Source organism: Protofrankia sp. CiP1_Cm_nod3 (genome assembly GCF_982290655.1).
Window position 1 is genome coordinate 11,621 of the sequence record NZ_CEVIVD010000070.1, and the last position, 13,742, is coordinate 25,362.

At 69.6% G+C, this 13,742-nt stretch carries 11 protein-coding genes and 1 pseudogene; 4 read left to right on the plus strand and 8 right to left on the minus strand.

Going from position 1 to position 13,742, the window contains the following annotated elements:
* From AC5LUJ_RS14545 to AC5LUJ_RS14560, 4 genes are all read right to left on the minus strand, one after another.
* Window positions 1–925 (minus strand): 3-oxoacyl-ACP synthase III family protein (locus tag AC5LUJ_RS14545; RefSeq protein ID WP_493465102.1); only part of this gene is annotated, 925 nt, incomplete at its 3' end.
* The gene (locus AC5LUJ_RS14550; RefSeq protein ID WP_493465103.1) at window positions 922–1,365 is read right to left on the minus strand and encodes a thioesterase family protein; all 444 of its coding nucleotides are present in this window, start codon (window positions 1,363–1,365) and stop codon (window positions 922–924) included. The genes AC5LUJ_RS14545 and AC5LUJ_RS14550, both read right to left, overlap by 4 nt.
* Window positions 1,362–2,552, minus strand: coding sequence for an acyl-CoA dehydrogenase family protein (locus tag AC5LUJ_RS14555; RefSeq protein ID WP_250282033.1), 1,191 nt, complete (start codon window positions 2,550–2,552; stop codon window positions 1,362–1,364). The genes AC5LUJ_RS14550 and AC5LUJ_RS14555 overlap by 4 nt, the downstream gene beginning before the upstream one ends.
* Before the next feature lie 42 nt (window positions 2,553–2,594).
* Window positions 2,595–3,872 carry an aminotransferase class III-fold pyridoxal phosphate-dependent enzyme gene (locus AC5LUJ_RS14560; protein ID WP_250282032.1) on the minus strand — a complete coding sequence of 426 codons (1,278 nt, stop codon included), beginning with the start codon at window positions 3,870–3,872 and terminating at the stop codon, window positions 2,595–2,597.
* Window positions 3,873–4,625: 753 nt separating this feature from the next.
* Here AC5LUJ_RS14560 and AC5LUJ_RS14565 point away from each other — a divergent pair.
* Complete coding sequence (locus AC5LUJ_RS14565) at window positions 4,626–5,192, plus strand: CGNR zinc finger domain-containing protein (RefSeq protein ID WP_250282029.1); 567 nt, start codon at window positions 4,626–4,628, stop codon at window positions 5,190–5,192.
* Between the two features lie 18 nt (window positions 5,193–5,210).
* Here AC5LUJ_RS14565 and AC5LUJ_RS14570 read toward each other — a convergent pair whose 3' ends face one another.
* Together AC5LUJ_RS14570 and AC5LUJ_RS14575 are read right to left on the minus strand one after the other, a co-directional pair.
* Entirely contained in the window at window positions 5,211–6,524 is a 1,314-nt protein-coding gene (locus AC5LUJ_RS14570) for a transposase (RefSeq protein WP_250282027.1), read from the minus strand.
* Window positions 6,525–7,185: 661 nt separating this feature from the next.
* Window positions 7,186–7,635 (minus strand): annotated as a pseudogene (locus tag AC5LUJ_RS14575) (DUF4158 domain-containing protein); the annotation flags it as partial.
* Window positions 7,636–7,752: 117 nt separating this feature from the next.
* Between AC5LUJ_RS14575 and AC5LUJ_RS14580 the strand changes: the two are divergent.
* A complete protein-coding gene (locus tag AC5LUJ_RS14580) occupies window positions 7,753–8,187 on the plus strand; it encodes a hypothetical protein (RefSeq protein ID WP_250282026.1) in 435 nt (144 codons plus the stop codon).
* Between the two features lie 182 nt (window positions 8,188–8,369).
* Here the strand turns inward: AC5LUJ_RS14580 and AC5LUJ_RS14585 are convergent, their stop codons facing one another.
* A complete protein-coding gene (locus AC5LUJ_RS14585; RefSeq protein ID WP_445548374.1) occupies window positions 8,370–9,101 on the minus strand; it encodes an HAD family hydrolase in 732 nt (243 codons plus the stop codon).
* Window positions 9,102–9,202: 101 nt separating this feature from the next.
* Between AC5LUJ_RS14585 and AC5LUJ_RS14590 the strand changes: the two genes are divergently transcribed.
* Window positions 9,203–9,370 (plus strand): hypothetical protein, encoded by a 168-nt coding sequence (locus AC5LUJ_RS14590; protein WP_250291249.1) that lies wholly within the window; start codon window positions 9,203–9,205, stop codon window positions 9,368–9,370.
* 1,198 nt (window positions 9,371–10,568) lie between these two features.
* Entirely contained in the window at window positions 10,569–11,006 is a 438-nt protein-coding gene (locus AC5LUJ_RS14595; protein WP_445548373.1) for a GNAT family N-acetyltransferase, read from the plus strand.
* 22 nt (window positions 11,007–11,028) lie between these two features.
* Here AC5LUJ_RS14595 and AC5LUJ_RS14600 read toward each other — a convergent pair.
* Window positions 11,029–13,742: methionine synthase (locus AC5LUJ_RS14600; protein ID WP_493465104.1), on the minus strand; the 2,714-nt coding region annotated here is incomplete at its 5' end.

The following is a 13,742-nucleotide window of genomic DNA, read 5'->3' on the forward strand; positions in this document are numbered from 1 at the left end:
CGCGGACGGCATCGTCAAGGGTGACGGCGACGGATGCGGCGCCGGTGTTGCCGTAGCGATCGACGGTGTAGTGCACCCGGTCCTCGTCGAAGTCGAGACTGGCGAGGCAGTCACGGACCAGGACACCGTTGGCCTGGTGGGGTACGACGAGATCGAGGTCGGCGACGGTGGTGTCGGTGGCAGCGAGTATCGCCAGGACGGCCGCCGGGACCACCTGCCAGACGAACTGCCGCACCTCGCGACCGTTCATGTGGAACAGGTGCTTGCGTGACGCCAAAGCTTCGGGTGAGACAGGCTGGCGGCTGCCACCCGCCGGGACGGTGACGAGATCGGCGAGCCGTCCGTCGGCGTTCAGATCGCTGGCGAGGACGCCATAGCCGCTGGGTACCGGGCCGAGGACCACCGCGCCAGCACCGTCACCGAACAGTACGCTGGTGGACCTGTCTTGATCGTTCAGGATGCGGGAGTAGGTGTCCGCGCCGATGACCAGCGCTCGGTGCATGCCGGGAGTACCGCGCATCATCGCGGCCACGGCCGCGGTGGCGTAGACGAAACCGGTGCAGACGGCGTTCATGTCAAAGGCTGCGGCGTGCGACGCTCCGAGATTGGCCTGCACGATGCAGGCGGTCGCGGGCTGTGGCTGATCGGGCGAGGAGGTGGCGACGACCACCAGGTCGAGGTCGGCCGCGTCGACACCGGCGGCTTCCAGGGCCCGCTGGCCGGCCGCGGTGGCCAGGTCCGATGTGGCCTCGGTGGGCGCGGCGATACGGCGTTCGGCGATACCGGTCTTGCGGATGATCCAGTTGTTGTCGACGCCGTAGCGGCGTGCGATCTCGTCGTTGTCGCGTGCCGCCTCGGGCAGGTAGGAGCCGGTGCCAAGCACACCGATGCTGCGGTCACCGGGCGCGGTGGTCATCGTGGTCATCGTTGCCCTCCGGATCGGGGGTCGGTGGGAACCGGATGGTCAGCGGCGATCGCCACGGCCTGGCGAGAGGGCGTGGCCCGTTTGCTTTCGAGTCGGCGCAGAAAGCGCGAGCGGTCGACGACGGCGCGCTGGTGGATGCCGCTCAAGATGCGGTCGTTCGAGTCGTCGGCGTGCACGGTGAACTCGAGGGTTCCGCCTTCCACCTTCGTCAGCGTGGCGTTGATGACGATGGTGTCGCCGAGCAGGGTGGGGGCGAGGTGGGTGCTGGAGTGGCTCAGCCCCAGGGTCATCTGGCTGCCGTCGACCGCGGTCGCGGTCGCGTCCATGCACGCGAGTTCGGCGAGCCAGAGCAGGACCGGGGTGGCGAGCACGGGGAGTTCGTTGGCCCAACGATCGGCGCAGTCGATCTCGGCGACCGTATGGATCAGCTGTGCGGTCATGCCAGGCTGAGGTCCGAGGTGAGCCACGGCGAGACCTCCTTCGCGTCGTGCAGGCGCAGGAGCTGGTTGAAGATGTTCTTGCGCTGCATCTCGCTGGTACCGCCCGCGATGCGGGTTCCGAGTGCGTCGGCGGCGGCACGGGTGATCGGACCGAGCATGTAGCCGCGATGCCCGAAGATCGCCATGGCGTGCTGTGTCGCCTGGCACAGCCCCTCGCAGGCGAGCATCTTCGCGACCGAGCAGGTGGCGGACGCGGCGGGATGGCCGGACAGGAGCTGGTCGAGGGCGGTGTAGGAGACGGCGCGGACGGTGTCGCTGGTGATCCGCAAGTCGGTCAGCCGGCCCTGGATATACTGGTGGTCGGCGATCGGTGCCTTGAACGCGTCGCGGTTGCGGGCGTACAGCAGCGTTTCGGCCAAGATCGGCTCGATGAAGGCGGCGGCAATGATGCCGTACAGCAGACGATCCATCGCGATTACCCGGTAGATGGTCTGCAGGCCGTCGCCGGGAGTTCCCATCACACCATTGGTGTCGATGAAGACCTCGTGGAAGTCCAACGGTCCGGTCGGACTCGTCGGGTTGCCGAACATCACCTCCGGTTCACCGGCGTTCAGGCCGGGCTGGCCTCGTTCGACGATGAAGACGGTGATGTCGCTGGCGCCTAGTTCGGGAATACGGGCCAGGACAAGCGCGATATCGGCAACGGGGGCGTTGGTGATGTGTCGCTTCGCGCCGGTGAGAAAGTAGCCGCCGTCGACGGCGGTGGCCTTGGTCGCGACCCGGGCAACATCCGAGCCACCGGTGTCCTCGGTCATCGCGGTCGCCCCGACCGCGCCGGACATCAACCGCTCCAGCCAACGTTCCCGTTGGGCCTCGCTGCCAAAGTCGACCAGGCCGCGAATGATGCCGCTGTGCGCGACGATCGACAGCAGGAATCCCAGGTCGGTGCTGGTGGAGCTGAGCCCCTCCAGCGCTGCGGCGAACTCCCACCAGCTACGGCCGGCACCTCCGAACTCGACGGGGACGGGTAGCCGCCAGAATCCGGTGTCGGCCAGCGCCTGCCATGATTCCTGGTCGAAACGCGCGGACCGATAGCATGCGTCCGCCCGGGCCGCGACCTCCCTTCGGCCGAACTCGGCGAAACCGTCACGGAGTTCCTGCTGTTCGTCGTTCCACTGCAGGTCCATCGTCTTCCTCCATTGCGGGGTGGGATGGGATGGGGCGGGGACCTACTGCTCGAGGAGCGTGAGTGACTCGTCCAAGAGGCCCAACAGCTCGTCAAGCTGCCCGTCCTCGATGACTAGTGGCGGTGCGATGATCACGGCGTCGGGGGATTCGTCGGTGCCTGCTGGATAGAGCAGCAGGCCGCAGTCGAATGCGAGGTCGGTGAGGCGCTGCGCGGCATGGGGTCCGACATCGACGCCGGCGAGTTCCATGCCGAGCAGGAGGCCCTGCCCGCGCACGTCGCTGATGGCGGGGTGGCGCTGCGCGAGGCTCAGCAGCCCCTCGCGCAGAATGCTGCCGGCCTCCCGGGCACGCAGCAGAAGATCATGGTCTTCGAGGTAGTCGAGCACCGCAAGACAGGCGGCGGCGCCCAGGGGATTGCCACTGTAGGTGTGGCCGAACACCCGGTCCGTACCTGTGGCGCGTACCGTCCGGTCGAGCCCGACACGGGTGATCATCGCTGCCATCGGTGCGTAACCGGCACTCATGCCCTTGCCGACGGTGACGATGTCGGGGACGACACCGTCGACCGCGGAGGCGAACCAGACGCCGGTCCGACCAAGGCCCGTCATGACCTCGTCGGCGATAAGAAGCACCCCGTGGCGGTCGCAGATCGTGCGCAGCTCGAGCAGGTAGCCGGGCGGAGACGGAATTGCGCCGCCGGCGGCGCCCACCACAGGCTCCACGATCACCGCGGCCACCTGGTCGGCGCCGACCTCACGGATCATGCGATCCCAGTCGGCTGCCCACTCGCGGCCCTGCCCGGGCGGACACGCATACGGTGAGACCACTCGCGGCACGTCGATCAGGAGTGATTCGAGGCCCTCACGGCGGTGCGGATGCCCGGACAGCGACAGCGCACCCATCGTCATACCGTGATAGCTCGTCCGGCGAGCCAGAATCCTCGTCTTGCCCGGTTGCCCCACGGCCCGCCAGTACTGGACGGCGAGCCGGATAGCCGCCTCGTTCGCTTCGGAACCGCTGTTGACCAGCGTGACCGCATCGAGATCACCCGGGGTGAGAGAGGCCAGCCGCCGCTGCAGTCGAACAGCCGGGGCGTTGTCGAACTGTGTGCGGTACACGAACGCGATCTGCTCGGCCTGCGCGGCGATAGCCGCATTGACCTCGGTGACGCCGTGGCCGATGTTCGCCACGACGGCGCCCGAACAACCGTCGAGGTAGCGCCGGCCCTCCTCGTCGTACAGGTAGATGCCTCGGCCGGAGGCGATCTGGGGCCGTACCCGATTGGCTGCGTGGACAGGCTCGGCAGCCAGGATGCTCATGCGCCCTGCTCCCCTCGAAGCGAGGGCGTGACCGAACGCGTCGGGTCCACCCGGCTAGTCACCGACATCACCGTGCCGCAGTAGCGGCACTCCCGGTCGCCCAGGTCGGCCGTGGGCTCCATATGACCGCAGCCGACCTGCTCGCAGAAGGCGACGAGTCCTCCCGCCGCGGGATGCGATCCCTCGGAGGAACAGGCGAACCTCATGCCAGTCGAGGCACCGCCGTAGCCGTGATCGCCGATACCCGCGTGTATCTGCGCGGGGCCGTACTCGGAGCATCCGCGGAACACGACGGGCTCTTCGCCTCCCGCTTGGCCGCTCACCATGACCGGCGAACCAGCGCGATCTTCGCTCATGTCCGGTTCCCTCTCCCCAGCAAGGATGATGTAACCTGTGAAAAGGTTAGCCGGTGTCATGCGTAGTAGCCAATCCTAAGCGGAGCGAATCTGAATGAGACATAAAACACATATTTGACTTCTTTTTGTTACACCATTGGAAGATCTAGGGTAAAAATTTTACTTATACGACATGAATGATTACATGGAGTGGTTATCGCTCCGAGCTTCGCGCGTCCCACTGGACGGGTCCAACCGCCCCTGGCGAGGCGCGGACGTTCCCCGACGGCGCACCACCTGGCAGTCGATCGGAAGACTGCGCGATGCCCCCGCGTGGCACTTGTCGCGCACGCGGTCCGCGCCATCGAACATGATCTTTAGCTACCCCATCAATCGATCTTGGCAACGGAGGATGTCGATGACAGGCAAGCGCCATGACGCGCCGGGCGAGTTGGAGCTGGTCCGAGATTTCATCAACACCTACGATCTCGAGACGGGCGTTGACCGCCTGCTCACCGCCGCCGGGCTGCGTGACTGGATACAGTCGACCCCGTTCGTCCGCGGGGACGAGGCCCCGCCGGACGACGACGACCGCCGCCGTGCCGTCGACCTACGAGAAGCGCTACGCAGGCTGGCTGCCGTGAACGGGGGCGGGGGCGACCTCGACCAGGATGTGCCCGAGATCCTGCAACGAACCGTCCAGCGCAGCAGTGTCGTGTTGCGTTTCGGTCGGGACGGCGCGCCGCAGCTTCTGTCGGAGGCGAGTGGCATCGATCGGGTGCTGGGCCAGATCCTGGCGCTCAGCGTCGCCGCCCACGCCGACGAAACTTGGGCCCGGCTGAAGATCTGTCCCAACCCCCAGTGTCAATGGGCGTTCTACGACCACTCCCGTAACCGCTCCGGTTCCTGGTGCCAGATGGCGGAGTGCGGCAATCGGGCCAAAGTCCGCGCCTACCGCCAGCGCCGACAGGAGATCGCGGGGTGACGTCGATGAAGACGCGGCTTATCCCGGCTCCTCCTCGACGGGGTCACGCAGGGGACGTAGGTCTCCGGCCAACCCTGGCCGGACGAACGGGTACGACCCGTGGAAGTTGATGTGTTCGAAGACCAGGGGGCTGAGCCGGGACCGGATCTCGGCGGACAGCTCCATCCCGTCGGCGTGGAGGGCTTTGACGGCGGCGTCGATGTACCAGGTGTTCCACAGGACCACGCAGTTCAGGGCGAGTCCGAGTGCGCCGACCTGGTCTTCCATGCCGGTCTGGTAGCGCTGGCGAAGCTCGCCGCGGTTCCCGAAGAAGATCCGCCGGGCGAGGTTGTGCCGGGCCTCGGTGATGTTCTGCTGGGCGCCGATCATCCGCCGGTAGGACTCGTCGTGCAGGGTTTGCAGGACGTGGAGGGTCTTGAACAGCCGGCCGTAGGCGACGAAGGCGTGGCCGAGCCCAGTCGGGTTGCCGTCCCGGGTGAGCATCCGGATCACGTCGTGGGCGCGGACCTCTCCGGTGATCAGGGAGCCGGTGACGCGGAGCATGTCCTGCCAGTGCTCGACGATCTGGGCGAGGTTCACGACGTGCCCGGAGACGCTGTTCAGTGGCCCGTAGTCGGCGTCGGGGCGGGTGCGCCACAGTCGGGTGTCGCCGATGTCGCCGATGTCGGCGATCCGCGGGGAGAACTGGTAGCCGCAGATCGCGAACAGACCGAAGACAAGATCCGAATACGATCCGGTGTCCGTCGTGATGATCTCGGGGGGTTCGTCGACGTCGAGGTTGTGCAGGGCGTCGAGGATGTGCAGGCTGTCGCGTGGGGTGCCGGGCACGATCAGACCACCCAGGCCCATCACCTTGTCCGAGACGACGTTGAGCCACGTCGCGCCGGCGCGGCGTTTCGAGCCCGCGAAGTACTTCGCGCTGGGCCGGGCTGCGATCGAGCGGACCGGGACGACGAAGCGCATCCCGTCGGCGCCGGCGACCAGACCGCCGCCCCAGTCGGCGGTGATGTCGACCTGGTCCTGGGCGCCGACGAGGCGGGCGGAGCCGACGGCCATGCACTCGGCGCGGAAGTACGCCTGGTCGGTACCGAGCAGCCGGCCGCGGGTCAGCGCCCGCACCGCCGGGTTCGTCACCGGGACCAGGCCGATGTTCGTCGACTCGGCGACCAGGACACCGGCGAGGCTGAGATCGAAGTCGGCGGGGCGGGCATCGGACCCGGAGATGTGGGTGAACGCGTCGGGCAGGCCGGTGCGTTCGAAGACCTCCAGCAGCAGCTCGGCGAAGTCGACGCGGGGCAGCAGTGCGGCCACGGCGTCGCGGGCCGCGTGCATGCCGGTTCTCCCGCGGCACGACCTGCTCGATCGCGGCCCACATATCCGCCAGGGTCATCACCTGCCCGTGCCCTGCCGGTGGCACGTCGAGGAGCACGGTGACCGCGGCCGCGACCCGCGCGGCGGCCTTACGGAAGCGGGGCAGGGTCTTGAGTCGCTTGGTGTCGCTGACCCGTTCGGCGCGGGCCAGCAGCTTCGTCGCCATCAGGATGTCGAACAGCAGCAGCGCGTCGTCGACCGAGACGGCTTCCAGATGGCGCACCGTGGCCAGCACGGTCGCGACCTTCCGATCATCCTGCAGGCCCCGGATCGTCGTGGCCTTCGTGGCCATCCCGTAGGCGGCGAGCTCGGCGAGTTTCACCGGCGGCACCGCCGCCACCTCCACCCCGCCGGTCCCCACCGCCCACACCGACGACACCCGGTCCAACGCCCCGACCATGCCCCGCCCGGACACCGCGGTCACTGTCGTGCGCATCTCCTCCAACGTCGAGACGTATTTGCCGTCGGGTACCCGCAGCAGCCCGACGAGCTCCCGGCGCATCTCCACCGGCGTCGCCTCCCGCAGCACCAGGTGGATCCGGTCCTGCTCGACGGCACGCACATCGGCGACTGCCCGGGCCAGCACCGTGATCCCGGGCAGCAGCACCCGCTCACCCAGCAGCCACAGCACCGCCCGATCGAACAGCTCGCGCCGCGACGGCGTCGACGTCCACACCCGCGAGGCCACAAACGCCCGCAGCTGCTCTTCCGCCACGCTGAACGGCCGGTAGCTCAGCAGGTCCCGGATCTCCCGGGCGTGCTCATGCTGGGTCGGCAACCGGTCCGGGTAGCCCTTCAGGCAACCCGGGTCCGCCACCCCGACCTGTTCGGCCATGAACGCCGCGACCACCGCGGGCACCTCACCCGGGTCGGTCAGGAACGTGCCCACCATCCGCACCGTCGCCCACTGCACCGACCAGCCCAGCCGGTTGGCCTCCCGCCGCTTCGACGCCACCAGCGCCAGCGTCGCGTTGTCCATCCGCCCGAACTGCTCCAACTCCCCCGGCGAGGGATCCCGTGCGAACCCCCCATACCGGCGGACCTGCTCCTCCGAGAGGTACTCGATCGCCATAGCCGCCGAACATAGCGATCTGACACCATCTCAGTAACAACACGGTTCGAATCGGTTACCGACAACGCGGACAGACCACACACGCGCACAGTTCGCGTGCAATGGGGGTGTCATCCGGTGAAGGACAACGACCACGTCGACTCGCCCGCACCCCCGACGACCCGGATCCCCAGGGCCAGCGGACGCACCCGCCGCCCGGCCAGCGCCACCGACGTCGAACAGATCCGCGACGTCCTCGCGCACCTGCGCCGACCCGACCCCACCGCCCCCAGGCCCACCTACCGCTACCTCACCGTCCGCGGCCTTACCGGCGACCCACGCACCCAGACCCGACTCCGCGCCCGGATCCTCGTCGCCCACCGCCGCGCCGCCGCCGGCCAACCCCAGACCTACCAGCCCGAACCCGACGGCCTCACCCTCGGCATCGCCGGCAACGACGCCACCGACCGCATCACCGCCCTGGCCACCGACCTCCGACGCATCCGCCGAAGCCGCGACTGGACCATCACCATCCACCCCGACGGCACGGACAAACCCAAGATCAATCCTTAGCGTTCAATCCTGCCGAAATCTGCGTCCCACCCCGATTCGGTGCGGGAGAGCGGCGATGGCGGATCCTTCGGCGGATCCGCGATCGCCGGGGCGAGCCGTGAAGGCGTCGGCCCGGCTCGACCAGGGCTCGGATCGGACGGCTGCGCGAAGGCGGCGGTGGTCAGCCGGCCGGGGCGGGGTGGTTACGGGCGGGCGGCATTCGCTGGCTGGGTGGCCAGGAGGTCGAGCAGGTCGAGGGTGACCTCGTGCAGGCTCGGGCGGACGGTCAGCTCGGCGGCCAGCGGATGGGCCGTCGAAGCCGTCGCGGAGGGTAGCGACGGGACGATGATCGTCGGGCAGCCGGCGTCGAGGCCGGCGCGGGCACCGGCCTCGCTGTCCTCCAGGACCACGCAGCGCGTCGGGTCGACTCCGAGCAGCCGCGCCGCCGTCAGGTACGGCTCCGGATGCGGCTTGCGCCGGCTCACCTCGTCCCCGGCGACCGTCACCGCGAACCGGTCGGCGCCGATCGCGGCCAGCACGGGATCCATCAGGATCCGGAACGACGACGACACCAGCGCGGTCGCGATCCCGGCGGCGGCCAGCGCGTCCAGCAGCGCCACGGCGCCGGGCATGGGGACGATCCGCTCGGGCTCGCCGAAGAGCTCGGCGGTCCGTTCGATCAGGAAGCGGGCGGCGGCGTGCGGGTCGGCGTCGGGCACCCCGAGCATCGACAGCATCAGCGGCAGGGCGGTGTCCACGCCGTGACCGATCATCGCGGCCTTGATCTCGGGGGTGAAGCGGGCGCCCAGGCTGGCCGCCAGCTCGTGCTCGGCCACCGTCCACAACGGCTCGGTGTCGACGAGCAGCCCGTCCATGTCGAACAGAACGGCGGTGACACCGTCGTGCCCCCGTGCCCCGTCACCTACGGGGCTCAGCGACAACGCTCCATCACCGAGGCCGTGGGCATCGAACCGGGCCGTGTGCACGGGACGCGCCGCGTTCACAGGGCGCACCGGCTGCTGAACGTCACCGGCCGGTGCGCACCAGACCCGGCCGCACCCCCAGGATCCACGGCGGCCACGGCAGTTACGACGTCCAGGGGATTCACCAGGGCCTGCTCTCCTCGGGGCGGGCCGGCTCCCTGACAACGGCCGGATCCCTGTCAGCCAACCAGTCCCGGCAGCACCGACACCAGCACACGTGACAGGGATCATCCCAGCCCCGGCCCACCTCGCGGACCTCTCCAGCTCCCTGTGGACGACCGTTTATGACTGATCCTTTCGGTACTGCGTGGGAACGCCCGGATCTGTCGCAGGCTGGGACGAACATGGTCCCAGCTGGCCCGGACCGCCACCCCCGAGGTCCACTGACAACAGCCACCCCCTGGGTCCCGCCCTGGCCGCAGGTCGCGCCAAACCGCCAGCGACCTCCTCGAGCCAGGTTGACGGTGACCGTTACCTGTCCGCCGGCAGCAGGCGGAAGGCGCTGAACTTGCGGCGGCATCCCGGATCAGGTCCGCCTCGCTGCGACGTTGCCGGCGCGCAGCAGCCGACAGCCGCTGCTTGTCGTCCAGCGACAGGTACACGGTCGTACGCGTCATCGACATGCCATATACGGTAGTCATCACTCGGCCTTGGCTGAGCTCCTTCGCCGTCTTCTCCTGACTGACCAGCCCTCTGGCAGCTTGGCGTGACCCGAGCTCGAATGCCTTGCCTTCACGGTCAGCACGTGGATGGGAACGGTCCGGATCCGCGGCAAATCGGGCCGAGGGAGGGAGCCCGGTTCTGGCATGCCTGGTCGGCGGTGGCCAGCAGCGCCGGCATGTCGGCGGCGGCGAGCCCGCGGACACGGTCACGCGTCTGTTCGCTGTCGATGGTCGGGGCGGTCATGGCGTGATGTTCGGTTTCCAGTACGCGGATGATCCGGAGGGTGTCCGCGCCGAGCAGGGACGTCACCAGCGGGTCGAGCTGGTCGGGTGGGGCCAGTGCGGGGGCGTCGTGCAGGAGGACCGCGGCCGGCAGCGCGGGCGGGGCAGCCGGATGATGCCGGCCGAGGACGACCGCGACACGGACCGCGTGGGCGAGCGCCGGGGCACCGTCGATGCTGTGCCCGGAGCACCAGCGCCGGGCAAGCTGTACGCGCTGGACGTCGTTGCGCGTTCCCGACCCGTACGGTCGTGCAGCGGGCCCAGGACCTCTCCGGCCTGTTCGCCGACCACCGCGGGCTGCCCCCGGTGGCGGACTTCCGGGAACGGCTCGCGGCCGACGCCGCGGCTGATGCTGACCGCTGGCGCATGACCCTGCACTTCGGCCAGCCGACGACCGTCACCATTCCCACAGTCATCACCGACCGGGCTGATCCTGCGCTGCTGGCAACCGGAAGACGTCGGCCCGTACACCGCGATGGCGGCACATCCGGACATGTCCCGCTACACCGGCAGCCCCCGCGACCGGGAAGCCGTCTGGGACATGGAAGCGGCTCTGACCGGCCACTGGCATCTGTGCGGGTTCGGCATGTGGGCCGCGGAAGACCGCTCGAGCGGCGAGTTCGTCGGCCGCGCGGGGCTGTACCGGCCGGAGGGCTGGCCCGGCATCGAAGCGGCCTGGACGATCCGCCGGGACCGGTGGGGGCAGGGGCTGGCGACCGAAGCCGGAGTGGCGGCACTCGAGTTCGCCTTCACCCAGGTAGGGGCCGACGAGGTCATCTCCCGGATCCGCCCGGACAACGCCGCGTCGATCCGGGTTGCCGCCAAGCTCGGCCTGACCGACGCACACCGTACGTTCCGCGGCGACGCCGTCTACGTCGCTGCCCGGCGTACGTGGACGTCCCGCATCGGGTAGGTAAGGCCCGGCACGGCCGGGATCAGGTGGCGAAGTACCTGGCTTCGGGGTGGTGGGCGATGATGGCCGAGGTGGACTGTTCGGGGACGAGCTGGAATTCTTCGGAGAGCTCCACGCCGATGCGGCCCGGTGTCAGCAGCTCGAACGCCCCGACCTGCTGCTCAAGGTCGGGGCAGGCGGGGTAGCCGAAGGAGTAGCGGGAGCCGCGGTAGCCCTGGCGGAAGACGGCGGCCAGTTCGTCGGCGTCGGCTGCGCCGGTGGGGGTGCCGTCCGGCAGCAGCAGTTCGGCGCGGATCCGCTTGTGCCAGTACTCGGTGAGTGCCTCGGTGAGCTGCACGGACAGTCCGTGCAGCTCCAGGTACTCCCGGTAGGAGTTGGCAGCGAACAGCTCGGCGGTGACCTCGCTGATCCGCCGGCCCATCGTGACGATCATGAACGGGACGACGTCGACCTGGCCGGACTCCTGCGACCGGTAGAAGTCGGCCAGGCACAGCCGGCGGTCCCGGCGCTGACGCGGGAAGGTGAACCGGGCCCGCTCCGCGCCGTCCCCGGACAGGACGATCAGATCCTCACCCTTGCTCACGCAGGGGAAGTAGCCGTAGACGACGGCCGCCTCCAGCATCCGCTCGGAGGCGATGCGGTCGAGCCACATCCGCAGCCGTGGCCGTCCCTCCGTCTCCACCAGCTCCTCGTAGGACGGCCCCTCGCCGCCGCGGGCACCGCGCAGCCCCCACTGGCCGAGGAAGGTCGCCCGTTCGTCCAGGAAGGACGCGTAGTCGGCCAGCGGGACGCCCTTGACGATCCGGTCCCCCCAGAACGGCGGGGTGGGCACCGGGTTGTCGGTGGCCACGTCCGAGCGCGGCGGCGTCTCGGTGGGGAGCTGCCCGGCGCGCTCCTCGGCCCGGGCGACGGCCCGCGCGGCCCTGATCCGCTCGGTGCGCTCCCGGCGGGCGCGGCGCTGCGCGGTGCGCGGGTCGTCGGCCAGCGGCGGGGCCTGCCCGCGCTTGGCGGCCATGACCGCGTCCATCAGCGCGAGCCCCTCGAAGGCGTCCCGGGCGTAGCGGACGTCGCCCTGGTAGAGCTCGGCGAGGTCGCCCTCGACGTAGGCGCGGGTGAGCGCGGCGCCGCCGAGCAGCACCGGCCAGGTGGCGGCCACCCCGCGGGTGTTCATCTCCGCGAGGTTCTCCTTCATGACCACGGTCGACTTCACCAGCAGCCCGGACATGCCGATCGCGTCGGCGTCGTGCTCGGACGCCGCGGCCAGGATCGTGCCGATCGGCTGTTTGATCCCGAGGTTGACGACGGTGTAGCCGTTGTTGGACAGGATGATGTCGACGAGGTTCTTGCCGATGTCGTGGACGTCGCCCTTGACCGTGGCGAGCACCAGGGTGCCCTTGCCGCGGGCGTCGGTGCGCTCCATGTGCGGCTCGAGATAGGCGACGGCGGCCTTCATGACCTCGGCGGACTGCAGCACGAACGGCAGCTGCATCTGCCCGGAGCCGAACAGGTCGCCGACGACCTTCATGCCGTCCAGCAGGGTGTCGTTGATGATCGCCAGCGGGTCGCGGGAGCGCATCGCCTCGTCGAGGTCGGCCTCCAGGCCGGTGCGCTCCCCGTCGATGATCCGCCGTTTGAGGCGTTCGTCCAGCGGCAGGGCGGCCAGCTCCTGCGCCCGGGTCGGCCCGCCGGCGCTGCCGTCCACACCCTCGAACAGCTCCAGGAAGCGGGTCAGCGGGTCGTAGCCTTCGCGGCGGCGGTCATGGACGAGGTCGAGGGCGACCTCGCGCTGCTCGTCCGGGATACGCGCGGTCGGCAGGATCCTGGACGCGTGGACGATGGCCGCGTCCAGCCCGGCGGCGACGCACTCGGCCAGGAACACCGAGTTGAGCACCACCCGGGCGGCGGGCTTGAGCCCGAAGGAGATGTTGGACAGCCCGAGGATGGTCTGGACGTCGGGACGCCGGCGTTTGAGCTCGCGGATGGCCTCGATGGTGGCCGCCCCGTCGCCGCGGGACTCCTCCTGGCCGGTGCCGAGGGTGAAGGTGAGCGTGTCGACGAAGATGTCGGCCGTGCGCATCCCCCACCGGCCGACGAGATAGTCGATCGTCCGTTCGGCGATCTGTACCTTGCGCTCGGCGGTGCGGGCCTGGCCCTCCTCGTCGATGCACATCACCACGACGGCGGCGCCGTGCTCGACGACGGCCGGCATCACCCGGGCGATCCGGGAGTCCGGCCCGTCGCCGTCCTCGAAGTTGACCGAGTTGACCACCGAGCGTCCGCCGAGGCACTCCAGGCCGGCCTCGATGACCGGCGGTTCGGTGGAGTCGAGCATGACCGGCAGGGTGGACGCGGTGGCGTAGCGGCTGGCGACCTCGCGCATGTCGACGGTGCCGTCCCGGCCGACGTAGTCCACACACACGTCGATCATGTGGGCGCCCTCGCGGGTGGCGGTCCGGGCGATCTCGACGACGTCGTCCCAGCGGCCGTCGATCAGCGCGTCGCGAAACGCCCTGGACCCGTTGGTGTTGGTGCGTTCCCCGACCATCAGGACCGAGGTGTCCTGCCGGAACGGCACGGACTGGTAGAGCGAGGCCGCGGCGGCCGGCGGCTCGGCGTCACCGACGGCCCCGGCCCTGGCCTCACCGACGGTCGTGGCCTCACCGGCCTCACCGGCGGCCCCGGGCGTCACCGAGGAGCCTGTCCGGGCGGGGGCCGCCGGTGAGGCCGGTGAGGCCA